This window comes from Methylobacterium sp. P5_C11, assembly GCF_054049775.1.
The window spans coordinates 1-25,029 of the sequence record NZ_JBFULS010000038.1; the positions used below are offsets into that span (position 1 = coordinate 1).

A 25,029-nucleotide genomic window follows, 5' to 3' on the forward strand; every position below is an offset into this window, starting at 1 on the left:
AGCGCGGCGTCTTCGGTCCCATCGCCGCGTCATGCACGAAGGCTCGCTTACGCCACTTCGCGACTGTCTTGGGGTTCAGTCCATGCTGGGCGGCAAGATCTTTGAGCGGAGCTTTCGATCGCTGTAGCGTTGCTCTGACCGCGTGCGTGGTCGTGGCGCAGCCGTGAAGAACCTGTCCCATAACGCCTCCCGGTGTGCGGCGGTTACAGCTAAATTGATGCCACCACACCGCGGGACTGCACAACTAGGCCTCGTTGGGGCATCGATTTTTCCAAACTGCACGGACGTTTCCGTTTGGATCGATGCGAGGGGCGGGCACAACGCAAAAGGCGGCCCCTCTCGGGACCGCCTTATCCGGTTCGTCGACGCCGCTCAGTTGCTGGCGAGCTGGGACATGGGATCGACCGGGGCGCCGCCCTTGCGGATCTCGAAGTGGAGCTGCGGCGAGGTCACGTTGCCGGAAGCCCCGGACTTCGCGATGGTCTGGCCGCGCTTGACCTTGTCGCCGGGCTTCACGTCGATCTCGCCGTTATGGGCGTAGGCCGAGACGTAGCCGTTGGCGTGGCGAACCAGGACGAGCTTGCCGTAGCCCTTCACGTCGGAGCCGGCATAGGCGACCGTGCCTTCCTCGGCGGCCTTGACGGGCGTGCCTTCCGGCACGGCGATGTTGATGCCCTCGTTGCCGGAGCTGCCATAGCCCGAGATCACCCGACCTTTGGCGGGCCAGCGGAAGCTCTCCGACGCCTCGGCGACCGAACCGGTGGCTGCGGGTTCGGATTTGGCCGGGGCGGCCGCCGCGACCGGAGCGGGCTTGGCCGTCTCCTTGGCGGCGACCTTCTCGGTCTTCTCGGCGGCTGCGGCCTTCTGCGCAGCCTCCTTGGCGGCCTTGGCCTCGGCGAGTTTCTGCGTGGCCTCCGCCTTCGCGGCGGCCTTGGCATCAGCCTTGGCTTCCTGGGCCTTCGCCTCGGCCTTCGCCTTCGCCTCGGCCTTCGGATCGGCTTTCTTCTCGTCGGCCTTCTTCTCGTCGGCCTTGGCGACCTGCCCGGGGCGGACATGCCGCGGCTTGTCGCCGTCCTTCACCGAGGCGTCCTTGCGGGGCTTGGCGTCGGCGACCTTGCGGGCGGCGGCATCGCGGGCGAGCGCTTCCTTGCGCTCCGCGTCCTTTTCGGCGGCCGCCCGCTTGGCGGCCTCCTCGCGCTTGGCCGCTTCCTTGGCCGCTTCCTTGGCGGATTCCTTTGCGCTCTCCTTGGCCTCCTCGCGCTTCGCGGCGATCTTGGCCTCGACCTGCTTGGCGTCCTCGCGCTTCTCCTCGGCGGCCCGGGCCGGACGGCCGGTCATCGGGGCGGCGGCGGGGTTCAACCCGGAGGCGTGGTAGACCGGGATCACGATCTGCCGGCCGGGGGTGATCTGGCTCGCGCTGGTGAGGCCGTTGGCGGACAGGATCGCCGATGCGGGCACGCCGAAGCGGGTGGACATCTGGTTCAGGCTGTCGTTCTGCGACACCGTGATCTGGGTGCCGCCCTGGGCGCTCCAGCCGACCGTGCCCGTCGAGGCGACGCGCGTCGCGGGGGCAGCGGAATGGGTCTGGGCGGGGGTGGCAGCCGCGGCCGGGCGCGGGGCGCCGGGCGGGCTCAGCGCCTCCGACTGGATGCGACCAGTGCGAACCGTCGGCACGGATTTGAGGGTCCCGTCCGGCAGGCTGCCGGTGGCGGCCGGTTCCGAGTCGAACGGATTCGAGAATGGGTTGCTCAGCCGCGACGCGTCCGAGGAACAGGCGGCGGCCGCACCGCCGATGATGCCGATGAGCGTCACGCGCGACAGCGTCCGCAACATCTGACCCGTACCGCGCACCCGCATCGACGCACCCGTTTGCCTGACGCAACTTGATGCGCCAATGAAGACGGATTCAGGTTAAGCAACCGTTCCCGTTCTGGCGTTCTGCGACCCTGGCGCGAAGGCGATCGCCCGGCTTTCGCGCGGTACCGGGCTGGGTTCAGCCGGTCGGGACCGAGTCTTTTCCTGACCGGCCGGCACCCCACATCGATAGGATGTTTACCATCCGCGGCGCGCGCGACACCCTTGCCGACCTGCCCGCAATCGAGACCGCGCGCCTCTCGATCGCCGCCCTGCGCCGCACCGATGCGCCAGCCCTGCGCCGGCTTACCGACGATCCGGCGATCACCGCGGCGGTGGACTTTCTCCCGACGCCCTTCACCCTGCAGGATGCCGAGGATCTGATCCGCAGTGGTGCACGGGGCCGGGACTGCTTCCTCGGCGCCTGGATTCGCGGTGGCGCGCCGCCTGAAGCCGGAGGGCAGGCGGATGCGGCCGGCCTCGAGCTCGTCGGCGTCATTGGAACGCATCTGCGCGGCACCGGCACGATCGAGATCGGCTACTGGATCGGAGGCGCCGCCCGCGGACGCGGCTTCGCCTACGAAGCCGTCTCGGCGATCCTTGGCTGCCTCGGCGAACGCTTCCCGGCCCGCATCGTCGTCGCGGAGTGCCGGCCGGCCAACGTCGCCTCCTGGGGGCTCCTAGAGAAGCTGGGCTTTCGCGATACCGGCGAGGAGGGTCACCGCCCGGGCCGCCGCCTGCTCAGGCGGGTCTGACGCTCCGATGTCCGGCGGCCCCGGTCCGTACAGCGCCCGTCATGCGCCGCGACGGCGGATCTTCGGGCGCCGCGCGCCGATCGCGAAGGGTGTCTCGTCGTCCTGCGCGCGCTCCGCCAGAGCGAAGCTGTGGAGAGCGTCCAAGCCGCGATCGTCCCGGGGACGGCCCTCGATCAGCGCGTGGAACGCTGCACGCACCACGTCCTTCCGCGCAGCATCGGGATGCTTCTCCCGAACCGCGGCGCGCAACGCCTTCGGCGTCATGCCCGGCACGGCGAGGCTCCACAAGGTCGCCGACAACGCTGCGATCGAAACCATCCGCCCCTTCCCCAACGAAGGCCGCAATCCGGCATGGGCTATACGGGACGAATCAAGAGACGATCAAGTCAAATTCACGGTGGCGACGGATTGCACGAATTCTTATTCGTGTAAAATTCGTATTATCCAAGATTATTGAACCGGTAATAATGCAAGCTTACAGCCTTTACCGGGCGTATTCGAATGATACTACCAACCAAAAAGAAACCCCCGGCCTTTGGCCGGGGGTTTGCTCTCGACAGATCCTTGAAATGGGGCGATGCAGGATCAGAAGGTGATGCCGGTCTCGACCATGTAGCGGTCCTGCGAGGTGCGGTTGCCGGTGCGGCCGAAGCCGGTGCCCAGCGTGCCCTCCGCGAGGTTGCCGCGGGTGATCCCGCCGAGTTCGACGTGCGCGTACTCCACCCGGAAGAAGTAGCGGTCGAAGGTGAAGGTCGGTGTGACGGTGACCGAGAAGGCGTTGCTGCCGGCGCCGAAGCCCAGCAGGTTCGTCCCGCCGGAGCCGCGCACGCCCGTCTGCTCGGTGTACTCGACACGGCCGGCCAGGGAGAAGTTGTCGGTGAACGAGTAGGCCGCCAGCAGCGCGCCGCCGTAGGTCGAGGCCGAGTTGCCGATCCCGACGCGCAGATCACGCTCGACGTTGGTGAACTGGAAGTACGGCGAGATGATCCACGGACCGTTCGCGTAGGTGTAGTTGATATTGAAGATGCCGCTGTTCTGCTGGAGGTTCGGCGTCGCGAACTGATAGCGCGGGCTGCGGTCGAGAGCGTTGGTCCGGCCGACGTTCAGGCCGCCATTGACGCCGATCGTATTGTAGTCGTCGAGCTTGTAGGCAACGTTGCCGGTGAACCACGTGATCTCGTTGGAGAAGAAACCGTCCGTGCCGGCGACCGACACCGAGAGCGGGCCGCTGCTGTAATTGACCTGCACGCCCTGGTTGATGAAGTTCTCCTGCACGAACAGGAGGCCGCGGTTGATGTTCAGGTTCTGATAGGTGAACAGCAATTCGGTGCCGATCAGGGTGAACATCCGGCCGCCCTGGACCGACCATTCATCGTTGATCTGGATCTTGCCGAAGGCGACCGGGACCGGCCCGAACAGGAGATCGGTCTGGGTGAAGGTGCCGAGGGTCGGGAATCCGAGCTGCGGGATCGAGTAGCCGCCGGCCTGGATGTAGAACTGGAACGCGCCCTCAGGCTTCTGGATGACGCCCTGGATGTTCGAGAAGTCGAACCGCGCGGCCCGGTCGCGGTCGTTGGGGGCCGCCGGCGTCGAGAACGACGCGAACGGGTTGGACTGGGTGTAGCCGTAGCCGGTGACGGCACCGCCCACGTAGAGGTCGCCGAGGGGGCCGGCTGCGAAGCAGGTCGGGCTCGGGTTGGCCTTGATCACGCCGCTATAAGTCGGGCCGAGCAGCGTGGCCTTGCAGGGCTCAGCCGGGGGCGGCACGGGCACCGGCGCCGGAGCCGACAGATCGGCCGCCAGGATGCTGGTGGAGGACAGCAGCAGGGTGGCCAGGCCGGCAAGGGTGGATCGCTTCAGCATGATGTTGCGGCTCGTTCGGATTCGTCCACGGCCAAGCTGACATCGCGGGGCGAATGACACAAAATCAAACAACAAGCATTTGCATACTTTTTAGGCATATCCGTATCGCTGCGTACGTTCGGCGCAGAAATGTGTCTTTGTCGCCACATTCCCTCCGAGAGACCGGGCTTTTCCTTTCCCTCCGGCCCGAACAGCTTCCAGGGCGCCGGCCAATGCTGCCGTGTCACGCCGTTGGGCCGATGGGATCGCAGCGAAACCCTCCGAAGTCATGCCGGGCCAGCCGTTCGGCGAGGGCTGGCAGGAACAGCATCGCCTCGTCGGCGAGCCGCCAGGGTGGATTGACCACGATCAGACCGCTGCCGCTGAGCCGCGTCGGGTCGTCCGGTCGGTCGATCAGCAAGTCGAGGCGCAGGGCCGGGCGGGACAGGGCGGCGTCGAGGTCGCGGACCATCCGATCGAGGGCGGCGGCGTCCTTGATCGGATACCAGGCGAGGAAGAGGCCGGTCGGCCATTTCGCCACCGCCCGGGCAAGGTGGGCGCCGAGACGCTCGACCTCGCCGGGAACCTCGTAAGGCGGGTCGATCAGCACGAGCCCCCGCCGCTCGGGAGGCGGGATCTGGGCGTTGATCGCGGTCCAGCCGTCGAGGTTCAGCACCTTGGCGCGCGGGTCGCGCGCGTAGCGGTCCTGCAACGTCGCGGCGTCCGCTGGATGCAGCTCGACGAACACGCCCTTGTCGCCAGGGCGCAGCGCCTCGCGAATCACGGCCGGCGAGCCGGGATACGCGCTGGTGCCATGACGCGCCCGCACCGCCGCCACCGCGGCCCGATAGGGCGCGAGCAGCGCCTCGACGTCGGGAGCGAAGGGGGCATCCATCCGCCCCCAGCCGTCCCGCCACTCGCCGGTGCGGGCCGCTTCGTCGGCCTCAAGATCGTAGACGCCGAGCCCCGCGAAGGCGTCCAGGGCTCGGAACGGCTTGTCCTTGAGGCGCAGGTGGTCGAGCACCCGCGCCAGCACGAGATGCTTGAGGACGTCGGCATGATTGCCGGCGTGAAAGGCGTGCCGATAGTTCATGGCAGCGCCCTCAAGCGGATCCCGCGCGCCGGGTCCAGGGTCCGGCGCCGAAATCGCCGAAAAAACTCAGCGCGCGGCGCCGAGGGTCACCTCGGGCGCACGGCAATTACCGCGGGCGACCTCGGGACAGGGCGTGAAGCCGCGCAGATCCTTGCCGAAGCAGATCCGGACCTCCTGCAGCTGCCCGCGCGTGCAGGTGACCGCCATCATGTCGGGGCGCAGGCCACGGTTGGCGGCCACGAATTGCCGGGCGATCTCGATCGGCGCCAGCGACTGAGGCGGAGAACCGCCGTTGAGGCCGTCGGGGATCGTCACCGCCAGCCGGGCCTCGCGGGCGGCCGTGAAATAGGCGGTGGGATCGAGGCCCGAGCAGGTGCCGTGCTTGCGCCACTCGTAGCGGGCGAGACCCTCGCTCGGGTAGACCTGCCCGGCCACCTCGATGGCCTGCCGGGTCGGCGACCGAACCACCGCCGAGCAGTTCTCCGGGTAGCCGCGGGCGTATTGCGGCCATAGGCCGTGCACGACGAAGCCGAGGCCGCGGCCGGGGGCGCACTGGGCGTCGTCCCGGCGCTCGCGCGTCGTGGCGCAGTAGGTCGGCGACCAGGACAGGGCCAGAACGTAGAAGTCGAATTCTCCGGGGGTGCCCCGCCGGGCGAAGCCGCCGTAATCCTGGGCGGCGACCGGACCGGCGAGCAGCAGGCCGGCGAGGCAGGCGGCGAGGCGGCGCATCCTCAGGGACGCGCCATCCGGCAGGCGGTGGCGTACGCGTAGGCGAGTTCGCGGTCGAGCCCATGGACGCAGAACTCGACGCCCCAGGTCGCCCCGATAATGCCCAGACTCTCTCGGACCGAGTAGTCGACCTTTCGGCGGACGCCGTCCGAAGTGGTCACGGTCGCGGAGCAGAACCGGCGCGGGTAGGTGTCCAACCCCCAGGGCCGCCAGGCCGTGCGCTCGATCGTGTCGAAGGACAGGATCGTCATCGACGAGTTCCAGAACTTCGCCTCCTTCTCGGCGAAGTTGGTCGAAACCCGCTCCAGCACCGAGGGGTCCTGGCAGGCGGGGATCTGCGCGTCGAACGGGAAGATCCGCTCCTCGGCGGGCTCGATGTCCTCGCGGGCGGAGCGCGCGAGCGCCGGCTGGGCCAGGGAGAGAAGGGCCAGCCCGAGGGCGAGGCCGTGACGGATCGGGCGCATGGCGCGTGCCTCGACGGATGTGCGGTCCTGCATCATGGAACGATGCCGCCGCCGTGCCGCCAGTCAAGCTCCAACGATCTGGCCGCCACGCTTTGGCAGCTTGTGCGGCGCGGCCGCTACAGTCGGCGGCCTGATCTCGGAAACGGAGGGACCCCGTTCGTCGCCGTCTTTCGATCGCCAACCGGCCGGTTGAGGGCGGCACCCCTCCACGGAGACACAAAGCCCAGGCGCCGCATTCAAGCGTGCAGGCCCGTCAGGCATCGCATGCCGCGATCTCCAGGTCGCGACCGCGATCGAGGCCCCGGACGAACGCGACGCCATCCTGCACGGCTCGACAGACCAGCGCGTCGTTCCCGCTCGCGACGATTCGTCTTTCGGCACCGACCCCGACCGATCAGCGGGTGCCCGGCGGCCAATTCGCGCTTGCCAGGGATGGCATCGGGCAGATTGTCGGCTGCGGCCCTGTCGGCCTGGGGGACGTCGCTTCCGAGATCAACGCGGTCTTCCTCGGCGCCAGGGCGCCGGAGAACGCTGCGCACGCTCCGTACCGCCCAAGCGGCGGCTCGCCGCGACCATGACGGCCTCGGGTCGAGCGGTTCCGAATCGCCGCTCGTGACCCATTCGTGAACGGGGCGCTCGCCCTGCTCCTTGAGACTGAAGCGAGACGACCGATCGGCGCGCTTCGAACAGGTCGAGCCCCACTCTCAGTAGATCGGCCCCGCGCTCGGCGGCGCGCCGAGCTGCAGCGGCTCATCGTAATCCGGCGCGGGCTCCTCCGGGGCGGCGGTCGCGATCCGCGGCGCGGGCCGGACCGGAGACGCGGAAGTGTAGGCCGAAGCCGCGGCCGGGCGGTCGAGCGGGCGTGCCGGCGCCCGGGCGACTTGAGTCGCGCCCCCGGCCTTCGACATCGGCGCCACGCCGTAGGGATCGTCCTCCTCCACATCCGCCGGGGCCTGCGGGTCGGCAGGCTGGCGCTGCGGCGGAACCGGACGGCTCAGCGGACGCTCCACCCCGGTGCCGAGCTGCGGCGTGAACTTGATGAACGGCTTGCAGATCCGCCGCAGACCGCGCGGGTCGTGCCGGGCGAGGTCGACGTGGATGTGGTCGTAGTGGAAGACGTTCGAGCCGGGTGCCAGCACGGTGCTGAAGCGCTGGCAGGCGCCGAGGAAGATCTCCCGCAGGAAGCCCTGCTCGGCCTCCGTGCCGCGCCAGCCGCCCTTCACGGTAATGACGTGGCCGTCGGCGAGCTTGATCGACATCACGTCGATCGCATTGCCGAACCCGTGCTCGGAGAGCTTGGCGCCGGGCTGATTGTTGCGGCCGCGGCAGGAATACGAGCCGGCGTTGATCTCGGCCACCGGCACGCCGAAATAGAGGTTGGCGGCCGGCTGGATCGTGTCGGCGAGCCACGCCTCGGCCTCGGCCAGCGCCGGACAGCCCAACGTCATTCGCTGCTTCATCAGGACCGTGCCGCCGGCCAGCCGCGTCACCCGGAAGGGCTGCTGCATGCCGCAGGGTCCTGGGCCGTCCATCGCCGCGATGGGCGTGATGAACTCCGAGGGCTCCACGAGCTTCTTGGCCAGGCAGACCTGCTCCGCCTGATCGCGCCACGGCTCGCGCCGCTCGAAATGATTGATCGAGCACGCGGTGAGCCCTGCGCCGAACAGCGCCAGGGCCGAAAACAGGGATACGCCACGCCACATGCCCGGACGATGCGCACTTTCGCGTAAAGCGTTCGTCAACGGCGTTTCGGGAATGCCGCGGCCTGTGGCGTCTCAGTTGACAGCGCAGCGGACCGCAGACTGAATGCATTATGCTTTCACTTCTCGACCTCCGCGCCCGCATCGTCGCCGGCACCCTGACGCCCGCGGGCGCGATCGATCTCTGCCGCGCGGCCATCGCCGCGCGGGAACCCGAGCTGCACGCCCTCGTGACGCTCGACCCGGCCCCGGCGATCCCGGATTCCGGGCCGCTCGCGGGGATCGCAGTCGGCGTCAAGGATATCATCGACAGCACCGGCCTCCCGACCCAGATGGGCTCGTCGATCTATGCGGGCTGGATGCCACGGGGTGACGCCGCCGTGGTCGCCCGCCTGAAGAGTCTCGGCGCCGTGGCCCTGGCCAAGACCACCACGACGGCCTTCGCGAGCAGCGATCCGACCGGCACGGTCAATCCGCACGATCCCGGCCACACCCCGGGGGGCTCCTCGGCGGGCTCCGCCGCCGCCGTGGGTGCCGGGATGCTGCCCCTGGCGCTCGGAACGCAAACGGCGGGATCGGTGATCCGGCCGGCCAGCTACTGCGGTTGCGCGGCGGTGAAGCCGTCGTTCCGGCTGATCCCCACCGTCGGGGTGAAGACCTATTCCTGGGCGCTCGATACGGTCGGGCTGTTCGCTGCCGGCGTGGCAGACGTCGCCCACGCCCTGGCGCTGGTCACCGGACGCCCGGAGATCGACCGGGCCGAGGCGGGCTCGGCGCCGCGGATCGCTCTGGTCCGTCAGGATTTCGCGGAGGCGCCCGAGCCGGATGCCGAGTCCGCCCTGGTGCGCGCCCGGCAGGCGGCAGAGCGGGCCGGGGCGCGGGTGCACGACCTCGCCCTGCCGCCGGAGCTGGCACAGGCCTGGGAGCGTCACCGCATCATCCAGAACTACGAGGGACGCTTGGCGCTCGCCTGGGAATACGACACCCAAGCCGACGCCCTGCCGCCGCGGGTCCGCGAACACCTCGATGCCGGGGCCGCCTACGGTCCGGCCGAATACGACGACGCCCGCCGCCACGGCCACCGCGCCCGCCGGGTGCTCAAGGACCTGTTCGCGGATTACGACGCGATCCTGACCTTTTCGGCCCCGGGATCCGCCCCCGCGACGCTCGCCTCGACGGGCGACCCGCGCTTCAACCAGCTCTGGACGCTGATGGGCGTGCCTTGCGTGAACGTGCCGGTCCCGGGCCAACGCCTGCCGGTGGGCGTGCAGGTGATCGGCCGGTTCGGCGACGACGGCCGGGCTCTGGCCGTCGCCCGGATGATCGAAGACGCCCTGCGCGGCTGAGACCCGAGAGGGGCTGCACGCGCCGCCGCGTGCGACGCGGCGGCCGCAGGCGCGCCCCGTCCGTCAGCACGAGGCTCTTCGAGGGCGATGGCCCGTGTCGCGTGAAGCGGCCGGGTCAGCCCTAAGGTCGTCCGAACAAATGCCGGGCAGCGCGTGCCTCTGTATCACGCGTCCGGGCTCAGCTGTTCGCCGACTCGTGGAGCGTGTCTTCCACGTAGAGCTGCTCCAGCAGAACCTTGATCACCGCCATGAGCGGCAGGGCCAGCGCGATCCCCCAGAGCCCGAAGATGACGCCGAGGATCAGCTGTCCGGCGAAAATCGTCGCCGGGGGGATGTCCAGGGCGCGCTTCTGGATGAACGGCGTCAGGCCGTAGCTCTCCAGGCACTGGACCGCGAGATACACGCCGATCGCGCCGATCACCGCCTTCGCGCCGGAGGCCAGCGCGGCGAGGATGATGACGAGCCCCGCGACCAGCGGCCCGACCGTGGGCACGAAGGCGAGCAGCCCCGCCTGGAGTCCCAGGATCAGAGCGCCGCCGAGCCCGAGGAAGGCGAGGCCCGCCCAGGTGCACAGGAAGATCACCGCCATGATGATCAGCTGGCCGAACAGCCAGTGCCGCAGGGTTTCACCCGCCCCGTCGAGGACGTGGGCGGCGCGCCAGCGCTTCGCCGGCGGCACGAACCGCAAGACCCCGTCCCGGTAGGCCTTCGGGTCGGCCGCGAAGGCGAGACCCAGGAAGGCGATCACCAGAACGTTGCCGAGGGCGTCGAACAGACCGAGGATCACCGCTGCGGCCGGGCCGAGGACGCTCCCGGCATCCGACACGAAGGACCCGCCGCCCTTCAGCAGACCGGAGGCGAGGCCGCCGAGGCCGCCCTCTTTCTGACCCGAATCGGTGGACCCGTCCTTGCCGCCCCCCTTCGGCGCGAGGCTCGGCACGTCGATGCCCCGTTCGGAGAGCCAGCCCGACACCGTGCCGGCTTGGTCCTTGATGGTCGTTCCGAGGTCGCGGCCCTGCTGGACGATGGTGGCGCCGCCGTAAGTCCCGAAGCTGATCACCGCCGTCGCGACGGCGAGGCTGACGACGGCCAGCCGCAGCGCCCGCGGCAGCGGCAGCACACGACCGAGCCCGCGCGTCAGGCCGTCGAGGAACACGCCGAGGAGCACACCGGCGAAGATCAGGAGAAGCGTGCCCACCGACAGCCAGGCGAGCGCCAGCGCCGCCACGAAGCACACCACGGCGATGCCGGAGGCGGCGAGCGGGGCCGCGCCGCGCCACGGCCCAACCGGGCCGTCCAAGTCCCGAAGGCTGCTATCCGACATCACTGCTCCTGCACCGCGGGCTCACGAACGCCGCGGGGCGGTCGAGGTCAAGTGCGGGCCGTGGGTTCCGTCGAGCGCCGGCCGATCCAGGGGAGCCCGCCTGGACAGCTGCAGCGACGCGGCGGTTCGTTCCCTCGGCCTGGGCCGGGCCTTCGATACCGGCGAGGCGTTCAGCAGCGCGGTCCTGCCGGGATCTCCTGCGTCGGCGCCTTCGCCGCCTTGCGGCTCGATGCGCCGAGCGACTGAGGCGGTCAGGACCAGCGCCCGGCCGCGGCGTCGTCTCGGGCCGTTGCTTCGACCCAGCCGCCGGTGGTGCCGTCGGCGAGGTGCTCGCGCTTCCAGAACGGCGCCCGGGTCTTCAGGTAATCCATCAGGAAATCCGCACCCTCGAACGCCGCCGCCCGGTGGCTCGCGGCCGTGACGACCAGCACGATGCCGTCGCCCGGGCGCACCAGCCCGTGCCGGTGGATCACCCGCAGGGCCTGGAGGGGCCAGCGCGCCATCGCGGCCTCGGCGACCCGCAGGATCTCGGCCTCGGCCATCCCGGGATAGTGTTCCAGTTCGAGGGCCGCCAAGCGCCCGTCCTCGTCGCGGCACAGGCCCGTGAAGGTGACGACGGCGCCGGCCCGGCCGCCGAGTTCGGCGCTCATCCGGGCGATCTCGGCCGCGGTGTCGAAGGGATCGGCCTGGATGGCGATGCTCGGAACGGGGGCGTTCATGACCGATCCATAAGAGTCCGCGATCGTGCCGGCCAGTGCCGTGCCTGTCACACCCGCTCCCGGCTCTATATGACACGATCCGTCGCGCCCTGCCGGCCCGGCGCGCGGTTCGCGACCGCCCGGCTCACCCTGCGTGCTCCGGACGGCCGCTGGAGAAGGATATCCGCGTGACCCCCGAACTGATTTTGGCCCATGAAGGCGTCCTGCCGGATTTCGCGAGCCGTCCCGTCTGGTGCGGACGCGGCAGCACGGTGATCGGGGCCGCCCGCATCGGCGCGCAGGCCTGGATCGGCGACGAGGCGGTGATCCGCGCGGACGGGCAGCGCGTCACCCTCGGCGACCGTTTCTGGCTCGGCCACCGCTCGACGGTGCACATCGCCACCCTGACGCACGGCACGCAGGTCGGCGACCGCGTCACGGTCGGGCGCAACAGCGTCGTGCATGCCTGCACGGTCGGCTCCGACGTGGTGATCGAGGACGACGTGGTGATCCTCGACGGGGCCGAGATCGGCGACGGCGCGGTGATCGAGGCGGGATCGACCGTGTTCCCCCGGGCTAACCTGCCCGGCGGCTACGCCTATGCCGGCAGCCCGGCCCGGCCGAGCCGCCCGATCACGCCCGACGAGGTCGCCGAGCGTGCGGAGCGGCTGCGCGAGCGAATGGGCGACGGCCCCGCCGTCCCGCCCGGGGAAGCGCCGGAGGTGGAGGCCAGCGTGTTCGTGGCCCGCACGGCACGGCTGCGCGGCCGGGTGAGCCTTGGCGCCGGGTCCAGCGTGCTGTTCTGCTGCGAACTCAACGCCGAAGCCGGGCCGATCGTGGTCGGCGCGGACGCGAACATCCAGGACAACACCGTCATCCGCACCCGGGGCGAGGGTGTCGTGATCGGACGGGACACGACCATCGCCCACAACGTCCGGATCGCCGATTGCCGGATCGGCGCGCGTTCCCTGATCGGCATCGGCGCCGCGATCGCGTCCGGCACGCTGATTGCCGACGACGTCATGCTGGCGGCCGGTGCCACCACCGATCCCGGCCAGATCCTGGAGGCCGGTTATCTCTGGGGCGGACGCCCCGCCCGGATCCTGGCGCCCCTCGACGCCGAGAAGCGGGCCATGATGATCCGCATCGTCGAGGGCTACTGCCAGCATGGCCGGGAGTACCGCGCCGCGCAGGAGGCGCTGGGTTAGCGCTCGTCCGACCGACCGCACCCGACAGCGGCCTCATCGGGGGGAGCGCGCAGTGCGGGCCTCGGCAGCACGGGATGCGGGCACGATCCGGTTCTCCCGCCTCGCGCGTCCCGCCCTCGAGCCATTGGGGTCGAGGGCGTTCCGGGCGACGCCCGGCTCAATGCTGCAGGATCTTCGACAGGAAGGTCTGCGCGCGCTCGGACCGGGGGCTTCCGAAGAAGTCCTCCTTCCTGGCATCCTCGACGATCTCGCCGCGATCCATGAAGATCACCCGGTCGGCGACCTTGCGGGCGAAGCCCATCTCGTGGGTCACGACCATCATGGTCATGCCCTCCTTGGCGAGTTCGACCATCACGTCGAGCACCTCACCGACCATCTCGGGGTCGAGCGCCGAGGTCGGCTCGTCGAACAGCATCACCACCGGGTTCATGGCCAGAGCCCGCGCGATCGCCACGCGCTGCTGCTGGCCGCCCGAGAGCTGGCCCGGGAACTTGTCGGCATGGGCGCTGAGCCCCACCCGGGCCAGCAGATCGAGGCCGCGCTTCTTGGCGTCCTCGGCGCTGCGGCCCAGAACCTTGCGCTGGGCGATGGTGAGGTTCTCCGTGATCGACAGGTGCGGGAACAGTTCGAAATGCTGGAACACCATGCCGACCCGGGAGCGGAGCTTGGGCAGGTTGGTCGCCTTGTCGGCGACCTTGGTGCCGGCCACCGTGATCTGGCCCTTCTGGAACGGCTCCAGGGCGTTGACGCACTTGATCAGGGTCGACTTGCCCGAGCCCGAGGGACCGCAGACCACAACGACCTCGCCCTTGGCGACCTTGGTGGTGCAGTTCGTCAGGACCTGGAAATCGCCGTACCATTTGTTGATGTTGTCGATGGCGATCATCGTCTCGCCGGGCGCCACGACCGGCGTGCCGCCGATCAGGCTGCCCGGCTGCAGGCCGGCATCCTTCGGGGCGTGGGTCGCGTCGGCGGCGGGTTCTGCGGCGGTCGGGGCCGGCATCGGGGACGAGGTCATGATGCGGTCTCCAAGGTCGGTCAGCGGATGATGGCCACGCGGCGCTGCAGGCGGCGCACCAGGAACGAGGCCGAGAAGCAGATCAGAAAATAGACTATGGCGGCGAAGACATACATCTCGACGAGCCGGCCGTCGCGCTGGGCCACCTTGGAGGCGGCGCCCATGAAGTCGGTCAGCGAGAGGACGTAGACCAGGGAGGTGTCCTGGAACAGCACGATGGTCTGCGTCAGGAGGAGCGGCAGCATGTTGCGGAAGGCCTGCGGCAGGACGACGTTGCCCATGGTCTGCCAGTAGTTCATGCCGAGCGCCTGCGCGGCGGCCGTCTGGCCCTTCGGGATCGACTGGATGCCGGCCCGCATGATCTCCGAGAAATACGCGGCCTCGAAGGCCATGAAGGTGATCAGCGCCGAGGGGAAGGCACCGACCTGGATCGGCGTCGTGGATCCGGTCACGTAGGCGCCGATATATGGCACCAGGAAGTAGAACCAGAAGATCACCAGCACCAGGGGCAGCGAGCGGCACAGCTCGACGTAGCCCTTGGCGAGATGGGTGACCCCTGCGATGCCCGACAGCCGCGCCATCGCCAGCAGGGTGCCGATGACGACACCGCCCGCGGCCGCCATAGCGGTGAGCGTCACGGTGAAGACCATGCCCTGACCGAACAGGTAGGGCAGGGACGAGACGATGACGGAGAAGTCGAAATTCGAGAGCATCGGGGCCTGTTCGCGGTGGCCGTCGGGCGGCGTCGGAGGATCGGGCGCGTGCGGCCCTCAGCGTTGGCCGGGGATGGCGACCGCCTTCTCCAGGAAGGTCGCCGCCGTGACGACCACGAGGTTGATGATCACGTAGAGGATCGTGGCGGCCGTGAAGGCCTCGAACACCTGGAAGGAGAATTCCTGCATCGAGCGGGCTCGGGCGGTGAGTTCCAGGAGGCCGATGGTGAGCGCCACGGACGTGTTCTTCAGGTTGTTGAGGAATTCCGAGGTCATCGGCGGCAGGATGATCCGGTATGCGTTCGGCAGCAGGACGTAGCGATAGGTCTGGTAGGTGGTGAAGCCCATGGCGGTGCCGGCCATGCGCTGCCCGCGCGGCAACGACTGGATGCCCGCGCGGACCTGTTCGGCGACACGCGAGGCGGTGAAGAAGCCGAGGCACACCACCGCCGTGTAGAACGGCGCGTCGGGCATCTGCTTGATCGCGTCGCCGATCCGGGTCGGGACCAGTTCGGGCAGCACGAAGTACCAGAGGAACATCTGCACCAGCAGCGGCACGTTGCGGAACACCTCCACGTAGGCCGTGCCGATCGCGTTGGCGGACTTCGACGGCAGGGTGCGCAGCACGCCGACCAGGGAGCCCAGGAAGAAGGCGATCACCCAGGAGCAGAGCGCGGTCGTGATCGTCCACATGAGCCCGGAGAGCAGCATGTCGAGATACGTGCCGTTGCCCTCCGGCGAGGCGTCGAAGAAGATCCGCCAGTTCCAGTTGTAGTTCATCGTGCCGCTTCTACCGTGACCCTATAGAGACGCACCGCGGGCCGGCGCCCGCGGTGCGCATGATCGCGTGGACCGGGTCTCAGTAGGCCGCCGGATCGGGGCTCGAGATCGGCGTGGTGAACTGCTTCTTCATCTCCGCGCTCATCGGCAGGTTCAGGTTGATATTGCGCGGCGGGATCGGCTTGGTGAACCACTTGTCGTAGAGCGCCTTGCCGTCGGGGCTGGTGTAGAGCTTGGCGGTGGCGTCGTCCGCGACCTTTTTGAACTCCGTGTCGTCCTTGCGGAGCATGATGCCGTAGGGCTCAGGCTTCGACAGGGCCTCGGTGGAGATCTCGTAGGCCGAGGGGTCCTTCGAGGAGGCGGCCAGCGAGGCGAGCAGCACGTCGTCCATCACGAAGGCGGCGGCGCGGCCGGTCTCGACCATCAGGAACGCCTCGGCGTGGTCCTTGGCGGGCAGGATCGTCAGGCCGAGCTTGCGCTCCGTGTTGGCCTCGTTGATCTGCTTGATGTTCGTGGTGCCCGAGGTCGACACGACGGTCTTGCCTTTCAGGTCCTCGATCGTGTGCAGGTTGGCCGACTTCTTGGAGACGTAGCGCGTGGCGGTCAGGAAGTGCGAGTTGGTGAACCACACCTGCTTCTCGCGCTCGGCGTTGTTGGTCGTCGAGCCGCATTCCAGGTCGATCGTCCCATTCGCCATCAGCGGGATGCGCGTGGCGGAGGTGACCGGGTTGAGCTTCACCTCGAGGTTCGGGAGGTTGAGCTTGGCTTTCACGGCGTCTGCGATCTTGTAGCAGATGTCCATGGCGTAGCCGACCGGCTTCTGGTCTCCGCCGAGATACGAGAACGGCACGGAGGCGTCGCGGTAGCCGATGACGATGGCTCCGGAGTCCTTCACCTTCTTGAGGGTGCCGGTCAGCTCCTCGGCCCGGAGGCTCAGGGGCGCGAGGGCAAGGCTCAGGCCCAGCGCCGCGGCAAGGCCGCGGCGAGCGATATCAGACTGCATCGGTACGGAACTCCTGGATCGGGCCGAACGGTATCGGCTGGCGGCTGGGCTCATGAGCCCGGCCGCACGGGCGACGCCTTTGCAATGATGGTGCCGGGAGACGGGTCGCGACGGCGCTCGGACTTGCGCCCGAGTACGGATGGATCGCGGCCGAGGCCGTGCGGACGCCCGCAGATGCGATCACTGCCGTCCCCATGGCCTCCTCCCAGGCGCCGAGCCGGCCTGTCGCTCGCGCCAGCGGCATCATGCACACTTCCTAGGCGCACGCACCCGGGGTGGAGCACGGATCCGGCATCAAGGCTGACGAATTCACGGCATAGGAAACGCAGACGCCGCCCTGCATTGCCCGCAGGACGGCGTCGACCCGGTATCGGCGCGGTATCGCCGACGCTTACTTCGTCAGCTCGTTGCCGCTGTAGTCGATCTTGCCGTCGGCGCCCTTCTTCCACTCGTACATGACGTAGTCGGGCCGGGTGATATCGCCCTTCTTGTCGTAGGCGATCGGGCCGACCACGGTGTCTACCGGCTTGCCCTGGTGCAGCCACTCCGCGAGCTTCTTGCCGTCGCTGGAGCCGGTCTCGGCCATCGCCTTCGCCAGGACCTGCACGGCCGCGTAGGAATAGAGCGTGTAGCCCTCGGGATCGATGTTCTTGGCCTTGAAGGCGGCGAGCGCGGCCTTGGCGTTCGGGTTCTTGCGGGCGTCCGGCGGGAAGGTGGTCAGCGTGCCCTCGGCGGCGGGACCTGCGATCGCCACGAGTTCGCGGTCGACCATGCCGTCGCCGCCCATCATTGGCGCCTTGAGGCCCTGGTCACGCATCTGACGCAGGATCAGCCCGGCCTCGGTGTAGTAGCCACCGAAATAGACCACGTCGACATTGGCAGACTTCAGCTTGGAGACGAGGGCCGAGTAGTCCTTCTCGCCCGGGTTGATGCCTTCGAACATCGCGTCCTTGCCACCCTTGGCCTTGAGGGCCTTCAGGGTCTCGTCGGCCAGGCCCTTGCCGTAGGGCGTCTTGTCGTGGACGAAGGCGATCTTCTTGCCCTTGAAGTGATCGGCGAGGTAGGTGCCGGCCACCGCGCCCTGCTGGTCGTCGCGGCCGCAGGTGCGGAACGTGTTCCACATGCCGCGCTCGGTGAACTTCACGTTCGTGGAGGCGGGCGTGACTTGGATGATGCCGGCATCGAGATAGACGTCGGACGCCGGGATCGACACGCCGGAATTGTAGTCGCCGACGACCATCTTGACGCCGTCGCTGGCGAACTTGTTGGCCAACGAGACGCCCTGCTTCGGGTCGGAGGCGTCGTCGCCCACCGTGACCGTCAGTGTCGTGCCCTTCAGGGTGCCGGCCTTGTTGAGGTCCTCCACCGCCTGGCTCGCGCCGTTCTTCAGCTGCGTGCCGATGGCGGCGCTGTTGCCGGTGATCGGTGCGGCGACGCCGAGCTTGACCTCGGCAGCCTGCGCGGCCGCCACCATCGCGCCGAGGGCGAGCCCAGCCAGCAGAATCGATCTCATCGCGTACTTCCCCTTAGTGTCAGGACCGCACGTGCGGATCCGGCCGCACTCATCGGACCTCGCCCGCTTCGGGCGCCCGCTCGCGCCACGTCAGCGGTGAGGTCTTCTCGTAGAGCCAGCGATACTGGCTCGTCATCTGGCGCGTCCGCGTGTAGCGGAAACCCGCCGCGCCGATGATCATGACCACGATCGCGTCCACCGCATAGTAGTGCAGCGACAGCAGCGTGCCCGAAAACAGGGCGTAATGGATGAAGCGCACGGCCGCCGCGACGAGCAGCAGCGCCAGCGCGCATTGCCAGAACGGCCGCCAGCCCCGTGCGATGCCCCGGGCCGCCATCCAGCCGGCCCAGCCGCCCATCACGACGGTGACGAGCAGGAACAGCCAGGCCGACGGCTCTTCGTAGAGGATCCCTTGCAGCATGCTCATGCGCCCACCGGGCCGGAATGGCCCCCTTCCAGATAGGCGGCCTTCACGTTCGGATCGTCGAGGAGCGCGCGCCCGGTGCCGCTCATGGTCACGCGACCGTTGACCAGCACGTAGCCGCGATGGGCGAGCTTCAGGGCGTGGTAGGCGTTCTGCTCCACGAGGAAGATCGTCATCCCCTCGGTCTTGTTCAGTTCCCGGATCGCATCGAAGATCCCCTTCACCACCAGCGGCGCGAGGCCGAGCGACGGCTCGTCCAGGAGCAACAGGCGCGGGCGGCTCATCAGCGCCCGGGCGATGGCCAGCATCTGCTGCTCGCCCCCCGACATGGTGCCGGCGCGCTGGTTCAGGCGCTCCTTCACCCGCGGGAACAGGGTGCAGACCTTCTCCAGATCCTCGGTGAAGAAGCGTCCGTCGTGGAGCGCCGCGCCCATCTGGAGATTCTCGTAGACGCTCATGCGCGGGAAGACCCGGCGCCCCTCCGGCGACTGGGCGATGCCGAGCCGGGCGATGGCATGGGTCGGCATCCGGGTGATGTCGCGCCCGTCGTAAGTGATCGTCCCCGAGCGCGCCTGGGGGCTGCCGAAGATCGTCATCATCAGGGTCGACTTGCCGGCGCCGTTGGCGCCGATCAGCGTGACGATCTCGCCCTCGGCGACGTCGAGGTCGACGCCGCGCAGGGCGGCGACGCTGCCGTAATAGGTCGAGACGTCGCGCACCGCGAGGAGCGGCGGCTTGCGGCCCGCCTGGATCGCCCGGGTCTCCTCGACCAGCACGTTGATGCCGGCGACGCTCATGCCCTGGATCCCGCGGAGGCTTCGGCATGCGGCACGGTGATCCCGACCTCGGCTTCCACCGCCTCGACCTCCTCGTCCTCGACGCCGAGATAGGCGGCGATCACCTTCGGGTCGGCCCGCACCTCGGCGGGAGAGCCGTCGGCGATCTTCACGCCGTAATCCAGCACGACCACGTGGTCGGAGATCTCCATCACAACCGACATGTCGTGCTCGATCAGCAGCACCGAGGTGTCGTGCTCGTCGCGGATGTGGCGCAGGAGCCCGTTCAGCTCGGCCGATTCCCGGGGGTTGAGGCCGGCGGCCGGCTCGTCGAGGCAGAGCAGGACCGGGTCCGTGCACATCGCCCGGGCGATCTCCAGGCGCCGCTGCGCGCCGTAGGGCAGCGCGCCGGCCGGGTCGTCGGCCCGCGCCATCAGGTCGATGCGCGTCAGCCACGCCTTGGCGCGCTCGATCGCGGCCTCCTGCGCATCCCGGTAGGTCTTGAGGCCGAGCAGCCCCAGGACCGTGTAGCCGGAGGCGCGCATCAGCGGCGCGTGCTGGGCGACCAAGAGGTTCTCCAGCACCGTCATGCCCTGGAACAGGCGGATGTTCTGGAAGGTGCGGGCCACCCGGGCGGTGCGGTTGACCTTGTGGTTCGGCAGCCGCTCCAGCAGGTGCGTGGTGCCGTCGGCATGGGCGAGCCGCAGCATGCCCTCGGTGGGTTTGTAGAAGCCGGTGATGCAGTTGAACACGGTGGTCTTGCCGGCTCCGTTCGGGCCGATCAGGGCGGTGATGTCGCCGCGCCGGGCCTCGAAGGACAGGTCGGACACGGCGGTCAGCCCGCCGAACCGCATGGTCAGGTGCTCGACCGCGAGCACCGGCAGAGCATGAGCCGGAGCGGTCCGGGTGTCGGGATGCGCCGGCATCAGCCGTGACCCTCGCTGACATGGGCGCCCGAGACGGCGCGGCGCTCGCCCAGGGACACCGAGGGCAGGCGGACCGAGATCAGTCCGCGGGGCCGCCAGACCATCATGGCCACCATGGCGAGCCCGAACAGGAGCAGGCGGTACTCGCTGGGGTCGAAGCCCTCGCCGAACACCGCCTTCAGGAACCCGAGGTTGCGAAGCATCTCCGGGCCGCCGACCATCGCCACTGCGGCGATGGCGACGCCGACCTGGCTGCCCATACCGCCGAGCACGACGATCGCCAGGATGATGGCGCTCTCGAGGAAGTTGAAGCTCTCCGGGCTGATGAAGCCCTGGCGCACGGCGAAGAACGAGCCGGCGATCCCGCCGAAGGCCGCCCCGAGGGCGAAGGCCGTGAGCTTCGTCGCCGTCGTGTCGATGCCGAGCGAGCGGCAGGCGATCTCGTCCTCGCGCAGGGCCTCCCAGGCACGCCCGATCGGCAGGCGGCGCAGGCGCAGGGTGACGAAGTTAGTGACGAGCGCCAGTCCGAGGATGAGATAGTAGAGGAACACGAGTCGGTGCATCGAATCGTACGGGATGCCGAACCGCGCCGCGAACCCGTCCTCGCCCGCCGTGAACGGGATTCCGAAGAAGGTCGCTCGCGGGATCGACGAGATGCCGGCCCCGCCCCCGGTCACGTCGGTCCAGTTGATCAGGACGAGACGGATGATCTCGCCGAAGGCCAGGGTGACGATGGCGAGATAGTCGCCGCGCAGGCGCAGCACCGGGAAGCCGAGGATCATCCCCCACAGTCCGGCGAACAGGCCGGCGAGCGGCAGGCAGATCCAGAACGACAGGCCGAACGTGGTCGACAGCAGGGCGTAGGAATAGGCGCCGACCGCGTAGAAGGCGACGTAGCCGAGATCGAGGAGGCCCGCGAGGCCGACCACGATGTTGAGGCCCCAGCCGAGCATCACGTAGGTGAGGATCAGGATGCCGAGGTCGATCCAGTAGCGGGCCGAGGACAGGCCGCCGGTCACCAGGGTCGAGATGATCGGCAGCGTCAGGGCGATGCCGATGAACAGCCAGAGGCCGAGTTTCGAGGTCTTCTGACCGGCATCGGGCTCGCCATGGACCGCCTCCGTGGCCTGGGCCGGGGAGGGGGTCAGCGCCCGCCGCGCGTCCCGCCGCAGCAGCACGAGGCGCTGGACGAGGCGGAGCACGAAGACCGCCGCGCAGAGCGCCGCCACCAGCCCCCAGCGCGGCACAAGCACCAGCTCGCTGCCCGGTCCGGGATCGGTGCGGTAGGCGATGATCGGCACGCACAGGCCGAAGGCGACGAGGGCGTAGAGGGCGGCATCGCGCAGGATGCCGGCCATCGCGGATTCGGGAAGCGCAGCCTGGGAGCGGGCCATCAGACTTTCTCGACCTCGGGCCGGCCCAGGATGCCCGAGGGCATGAAGATCAGGACGATCGCCAGGATCGAGAAGGCGGCGACGTCCTTGTACTCGATGGAGAAGTAGGCGGACCAGAAGGTCTCGATCAGGCCGATGATCAGGCCGCCGAGCACGGCGCCGGGCAGGGACCCGATGCCGCCGAGCACCGCCGCCGTGAAGGCCTTCACGCCGGGCACGAACCCGTCCGAGAAGGACACGACGCCGTAGTACATGAGGTAGAGGACGCCCGCGACGGCCGCCAGCGCGGCGCCCAGGACGAAGGTCAGGGAGATCGTGCGGTCGACGTCGATGCCGAGCAAGGCGGCCATCTTGCGGTCCTGCTCGCAGGCGCGCTGCGCCCGGCCGAAGGGCGTGCGCTGCACGAGGTACCAGAACCCGGTGAGCAGCACGGCGGTCACCGCCATGATCAGCACCTGCTTCCAGGCCAGGAACACCGCGTAGCCGTCCCGCTCGAACAGGGTGATGCCCCCCGAGAGCATCGGAGGGGTCGGCTTGTTGCGCGCGCCCTGCACCACCTGCACGAAGTTCGACAGGAAGATCGACACGCCGATCGCCGAGATCAGCGGCGCGAGGCGGAACGAGCCGCGCAGGGGCCGGTAGGCCACGCGCTCGATCGCCCAGCCCCACAGGGCGGTGAGCACCATGGCGACCACCAGAACCACCAGGAAGGCCAGGGCGATGGAGCTGACCCCGAGCCACACGGTCAGAAGCAGGAAGGTGATCAGCGCGATGAAGCAGGAGACCATGAAGACGTCGCCGTGGGCGAAGTTCACCATGCCGATGATGCCGAACACCATCGTGTAGCCGATGGCGATCAGGCCGTAGATCGAGCCGAGCGTCAGCCCGTTGATCAACTGCTGTACGAAGACGTCCATGAACTCTCGCGCGCGGTTTGCTCGGCCGCCTACGAAGACCGCAGGCAACGCGGCGGCGCAAGTCCCGTACCGCAGCCGTAGCACGGCGGCCACAGGTTTCATCCCCGCCCGAGCGTCGCGTGAAAACAGTCGACCGTACCAGTAACGCACCCTGCCCGGGCTTGCGTGTGGCGTAGTTCCTGCGACACGTTTACGAATTGAGATGCTCGCTCATCCCGGGCGCAGGCGAGGAGCAGTACCGATGGCAGGTTCGCGACTCACGACGATGATCTTCGTCGGCATGCTCCTGGGGATCGCGGTGGGCTACGCCTGCAGCATCACCTGGCCCGATCCGCAGACCGCCAAGGAGATCGCCGGCTACATCGCCCTGGTCTCCGACGTGTTCCTGCGCCTGATCAAGATGATCATCGCGCCACTGGTGTTCTCGACGCTGGTGGTCGGCATCGCGCATCTCGGGGACACCGCCTCGGTCGGGCGGGTCGGCGGCAAGGCACTGCTCTGGTTCGTCGGCGCCTCGTTCTGCTCGCTGATGCTCGGCCTCATCATGGTCAACCTGATGCAGCCCGGCCAGAACCTCAACCTGCCGCTGCCCGATGCCGGCGCCGGGACCGGCCTCAAGGCGGCCTCGCTCTCCCTCAAGGAGTTCGTCACGCACCTCGTGCCGAAGAGCGCGGTCGAGGCGATGGCCAACAACGAGATCCTGCAGATCGTGGTGTTCTCGATCTTCTTCGGCGTCGGCCTCGCCGCCCTCGGCGAGAAGGGCCGCCTCCTGGCTCAGGGCATCGAGGGCCTCGCCGACGTGATGCTCAAGGTGACGGGCTACGTGATGATGTTCGCCCCCGTGGCGGTGTTCGCCGCCATCGCGGCGACGATCACCACGCAGGGCATCGGCGTGCTCGTGACCTACGGCAAGTTCCTCGTGGAGTTCTACATCGGCCTCGGCGTTCTCTGGGCGCTGCTGATGGGCGTCGGCTTCCTGATGCTCGGCGGCGGCGGCATCATGCGGCTGTTCAACCTGATCAAGGAGCCCTTCGTGCTCGCCTTCTCGACCGCGTCGAGCGAGGCCGCCTACCCGAAGATGCTGACGAACCTCGAAAAATTCGGCGTCCCGAACCGCATCACCTCCTTCGTGCTGCCGATGGGCTACTCGTTCAATCTCGACGGCTCGATGATGTACTGCACCTTCGCGGTGATGTTCATCGCGCAGGCCTACAACATCCCGCTGACCTGGGGTCAGCAGCTCACGATGCTGCTGCTGCTGATGGTCACCTCGAAGGGCATGGCCGGGGTGCCGCGCGCCTCGCTGGTTGTTATCTCGGCGACCCTCAGCCACTTCAACATCCCGGAGGCCGGACTGCTGCTGATCATCGGCATCGACCAGTTCCTGGACATGGGCCGGTCGGCCACCAACGTGTTGGGCAACAGCGTCGCCACCGTCGCGGTCGCCAAGTGGGAGGGCCAGCTCACCGCCACCGACCAGCGGCTCGATCACGTCGGGACCGTACCCTCGCCGGCGGAGTAGGGGTGGCGCGGACGCTCGGGGAGGGCGGGTGATGGCGATGCGGTCCGTGACACTTCTGGCGCTGGCGCTGACGGTGGCGTCGCCCGCCGCGGCGGTGGAGGTTCTCACCGGCACCCTCAAGAGCGTCGCCGAGCGCGGCGAGATTGTGCTCGGCTACCGCGAGAGTTCGGTGCCGTTCTCCTTCGTGGAGGGCCAGCAGCCGGACGGCAGCCCCCGGGCGATCGGCTACGCGATCGACCTCTGCGGCGAGATCGCCGACGACATCCAGGCGGCCATCGGGCGACCGGTGAAGATCCGCTACGCGCCGGTGACCGCCGAGACCCGCATCGAGGCGGTGACGTCCGGCAAGATCGACCTCGAATGCGGCTCGACCACCGCCAACGCCGAGCGCCGCAAGCAGGTCGCCTTCTCGCCGGTGGATTACATCAGCGCCACGCAGCTGCTGGTGAAGCGGGGGGCGGGCATCGCCTCCTACCGGGACCTCGGCGGTAAGACCGTGGTTGTCACGGCCGGCACCACCAACGAGAAGGCCGTGCGCGACCTGCTCGTCCGGCTACGGATCGACGCGAAGGTGGTGACCGCCCCCGATCACGCCGCCTCCTACGCGATGGTCAAGGCCGGCCAAGCCGATGCCTTCGCCACCGACGACGTGCTGCTCTACGGGATGATCGCCACGGACGCGCAGGGCGGAGCGAACTACACGGTGCTGCCCGACAAGCTCTCCTACGAGCCCTACGGCATCATGTTCCGCAAGGACGATCCGGAACTCGCCGGGATCGTGACGCAGACCTTCACGCGTCTCGCGGAGTCGCGGGCGCTGCGCTGGACCTACGAGCGCTGGTTCCTCAAGCGCCTGCCCAACGGTGAGCGCCTCGACATCCCGATGTCGAACGATCTGCGGGTGAGCTTCCAGCTGATGGGCCTCGACGGCGGCGAGTGAGCGGCCGCGGCCGGGCAGGGCGCCTCGCTTTTGCCCAACCGGAGGGCGAGGAGAGGGGCCGCAATCCCCTCATGCCGCGAGCGCGCCCCC

Annotated in this window: 24 protein-coding genes and 1 pseudogene; 5 read left to right on the forward strand and 20 right to left on the reverse strand. The window is 68.8% G+C overall.

Annotated features, from left to right (window positions below; genetic code table 11):
- Together ACXJKQ_RS18660 and ACXJKQ_RS18665 are read right to left on the reverse strand one after the other, a co-directional pair.
- Positions 1-181, reverse strand: a pseudogene (locus ACXJKQ_RS18660) (IS481 family transposase); the annotation flags it as partial.
- Between the two features lie 191 nt (positions 182-372).
- A complete protein-coding gene (locus ACXJKQ_RS18665; protein ID WP_457107223.1) occupies positions 373-1,857 on the reverse strand; it encodes a peptidoglycan DD-metalloendopeptidase family protein in 1,485 nt (494 codons plus the stop codon).
- A 191-nt stretch (positions 1,858-2,048) separates the two neighbouring features.
- On the opposite strand from ACXJKQ_RS18665, the gene ACXJKQ_RS18670 reads away from it, so the two are divergent.
- The gene (locus ACXJKQ_RS18670; RefSeq protein ID WP_457107224.1) at positions 2,049-2,609 is read left to right on the forward strand and encodes a GNAT family N-acetyltransferase; all 561 of its coding nucleotides are present in this window, start codon (positions 2,049-2,051) and stop codon (positions 2,607-2,609) included.
- A gap of 39 nt (positions 2,610-2,648) precedes the next feature.
- Here ACXJKQ_RS18670 and ACXJKQ_RS18675 read toward each other — a convergent pair whose 3' ends face one another.
- The 6 genes from ACXJKQ_RS18675 to ACXJKQ_RS18700 form a co-directional block, all read right to left on the reverse strand.
- Entirely contained in the window at positions 2,649-2,927 is a 279-nt protein-coding gene (locus tag ACXJKQ_RS18675) for a hypothetical protein (RefSeq protein WP_457107225.1), read from the reverse strand.
- A 267-nt stretch (positions 2,928-3,194) separates the two neighbouring features.
- On the reverse strand, positions 3,195-4,472 hold the full coding sequence (locus ACXJKQ_RS18680) for a porin (protein WP_457107226.1): 1,278 nt from the start codon (positions 4,470-4,472) through the stop codon (positions 3,195-3,197).
- A gap of 223 nt (positions 4,473-4,695) precedes the next feature.
- Positions 4,696-5,544 (reverse strand): 23S rRNA (adenine(2030)-N(6))-methyltransferase RlmJ, encoded by an 849-nt coding sequence (locus tag ACXJKQ_RS18685; protein WP_457107227.1) that lies wholly within the window; start codon positions 5,542-5,544, stop codon positions 4,696-4,698.
- Positions 5,545-5,610: 66 nt separating this feature from the next.
- A complete protein-coding gene (locus ACXJKQ_RS18690) occupies positions 5,611-6,273 on the reverse strand; it encodes a ribonuclease T2 family protein (protein ID WP_457107228.1) in 663 nt (220 codons plus the stop codon).
- A gap of 2 nt (positions 6,274-6,275) precedes the next feature.
- Positions 6,276-6,737, reverse strand: coding sequence for a hypothetical protein (locus tag ACXJKQ_RS18695; RefSeq protein ID WP_457107229.1), 462 nt, complete (start codon positions 6,735-6,737; stop codon positions 6,276-6,278).
- 704 nt (positions 6,738-7,441) lie between these two features.
- Positions 7,442-8,440 carry an extensin family protein gene (locus tag ACXJKQ_RS18700; protein ID WP_457107230.1) on the reverse strand — a complete coding sequence of 333 codons (999 nt, stop codon included), beginning with the start codon at positions 8,438-8,440 and terminating at the stop codon, positions 7,442-7,444.
- 110 nt (positions 8,441-8,550) lie between these two features.
- Between ACXJKQ_RS18700 and ACXJKQ_RS18705 the strand changes: the two genes are divergently transcribed.
- Positions 8,551-9,783 carry an amidase gene (locus ACXJKQ_RS18705; protein ID WP_457107231.1) on the forward strand — a complete coding sequence of 411 codons (1,233 nt, stop codon included), beginning with the start codon at positions 8,551-8,553 and terminating at the stop codon, positions 9,781-9,783.
- 178 nt (positions 9,784-9,961) lie between these two features.
- On the opposite strand, the gene ACXJKQ_RS18710 is transcribed toward ACXJKQ_RS18705, so the two are convergent.
- Both ACXJKQ_RS18710 and ACXJKQ_RS18715 read right to left on the reverse strand, forming a co-directional pair.
- Positions 9,962-11,107: an AI-2E family transporter gene (locus ACXJKQ_RS18710; protein ID WP_457107232.1), complete on the reverse strand. Its 1,146-nt coding sequence runs from the start codon at positions 11,105-11,107 to the stop codon at positions 9,962-9,964.
- Between the two features lie 251 nt (positions 11,108-11,358).
- Positions 11,359-11,826, reverse strand: coding sequence for a molybdenum cofactor biosynthesis protein MoaE (locus ACXJKQ_RS18715; protein WP_457107233.1), 468 nt, complete (start codon positions 11,824-11,826; stop codon positions 11,359-11,361).
- Positions 11,827-11,993: 167 nt separating this feature from the next.
- On the opposite strand from ACXJKQ_RS18715, the gene ACXJKQ_RS18720 reads away from it, so the two are divergent.
- Positions 11,994-13,013, forward strand: coding sequence for a DapH/DapD/GlmU-related protein (locus tag ACXJKQ_RS18720; RefSeq protein ID WP_457107234.1), 1,020 nt, complete (start codon positions 11,994-11,996; stop codon positions 13,011-13,013).
- 157 nt (positions 13,014-13,170) lie between these two features.
- Here ACXJKQ_RS18720 and ACXJKQ_RS18725 read toward each other — a convergent pair whose 3' ends face one another.
- The 10 genes from ACXJKQ_RS18725 to ACXJKQ_RS18770 all read right to left on the reverse strand — a co-directional run bounded on the left by ACXJKQ_RS18725 (position 13,171) and on the right by ACXJKQ_RS18770 (position 22,477).
- A complete protein-coding gene (locus tag ACXJKQ_RS18725; protein ID WP_457107265.1) occupies positions 13,171-13,899 on the reverse strand; it encodes an amino acid ABC transporter ATP-binding protein in 729 nt (242 codons plus the stop codon).
- Positions 13,900-14,051: 152 nt separating this feature from the next.
- Positions 14,052-14,744 (reverse strand): amino acid ABC transporter permease, encoded by a 693-nt coding sequence (locus ACXJKQ_RS18730; RefSeq protein WP_457107235.1) that lies wholly within the window; start codon positions 14,742-14,744, stop codon positions 14,052-14,054.
- A 57-nt stretch (positions 14,745-14,801) separates the two neighbouring features.
- The gene (locus tag ACXJKQ_RS18735; protein WP_457107236.1) at positions 14,802-15,524 is read right to left on the reverse strand and encodes an amino acid ABC transporter permease; all 723 of its coding nucleotides are present in this window, start codon (positions 15,522-15,524) and stop codon (positions 14,802-14,804) included.
- A gap of 79 nt (positions 15,525-15,603) precedes the next feature.
- Positions 15,604-16,527 carry an amino acid ABC transporter substrate-binding protein gene (locus ACXJKQ_RS18740; RefSeq protein WP_457107237.1) on the reverse strand — a complete coding sequence of 308 codons (924 nt, stop codon included), beginning with the start codon at positions 16,525-16,527 and terminating at the stop codon, positions 15,604-15,606.
- 391 nt (positions 16,528-16,918) lie between these two features.
- Positions 16,919-18,040, reverse strand: a complete 1,122-nt coding sequence (locus ACXJKQ_RS18745; RefSeq protein ID WP_457107238.1) for a branched-chain amino acid ABC transporter substrate-binding protein — start codon at positions 18,038-18,040, stop codon at positions 16,919-16,921.
- A gap of 49 nt (positions 18,041-18,089) precedes the next feature.
- Entirely contained in the window at positions 18,090-18,458 is a 369-nt protein-coding gene (locus ACXJKQ_RS18750) for a DUF6867 family protein (RefSeq protein WP_457107266.1), read from the reverse strand.
- A 5-nt stretch (positions 18,459-18,463) separates the two neighbouring features.
- Positions 18,464-19,261: an ABC transporter ATP-binding protein gene (locus tag ACXJKQ_RS18755; RefSeq protein ID WP_457107239.1), complete on the reverse strand. Its 798-nt coding sequence runs from the start codon at positions 19,259-19,261 to the stop codon at positions 18,464-18,466.
- Entirely contained in the window at positions 19,258-20,166 is a 909-nt protein-coding gene (locus ACXJKQ_RS18760) for an ABC transporter ATP-binding protein (RefSeq protein ID WP_457107240.1), read from the reverse strand. Before ACXJKQ_RS18760 ends, ACXJKQ_RS18755 begins: the two co-directional genes overlap by 4 nt.
- A complete protein-coding gene (gene livM / locus ACXJKQ_RS18765; protein ID WP_457107241.1) occupies positions 20,166-21,560 on the reverse strand; it encodes a high-affinity branched-chain amino acid ABC transporter permease LivM in 1,395 nt (464 codons plus the stop codon). The genes ACXJKQ_RS18760 and livM overlap by 1 nt, the downstream gene beginning before the upstream one ends.
- A complete protein-coding gene (locus ACXJKQ_RS18770) occupies positions 21,560-22,477 on the reverse strand; it encodes a branched-chain amino acid ABC transporter permease (protein WP_020094234.1) in 918 nt (305 codons plus the stop codon). Before ACXJKQ_RS18770 ends, livM begins: the two co-directional genes overlap by 1 nt.
- Positions 22,478-22,718: 241 nt before the next feature.
- On the opposite strand from ACXJKQ_RS18770, the gene ACXJKQ_RS18775 reads away from it, so the two are divergent.
- Positions 22,719-23,999, forward strand: a complete 1,281-nt coding sequence (locus tag ACXJKQ_RS18775) for a dicarboxylate/amino acid:cation symporter (RefSeq protein ID WP_457107242.1) — start codon at positions 22,719-22,721, stop codon at positions 23,997-23,999.
- A gap of 31 nt (positions 24,000-24,030) precedes the next feature.
- Entirely contained in the window at positions 24,031-24,939 is a 909-nt protein-coding gene (locus tag ACXJKQ_RS18780; RefSeq protein ID WP_457107243.1) for an amino acid ABC transporter substrate-binding protein, read from the forward strand.
- The last annotated feature ends 90 nt before the right edge of the window (positions 24,940-25,029 follow it).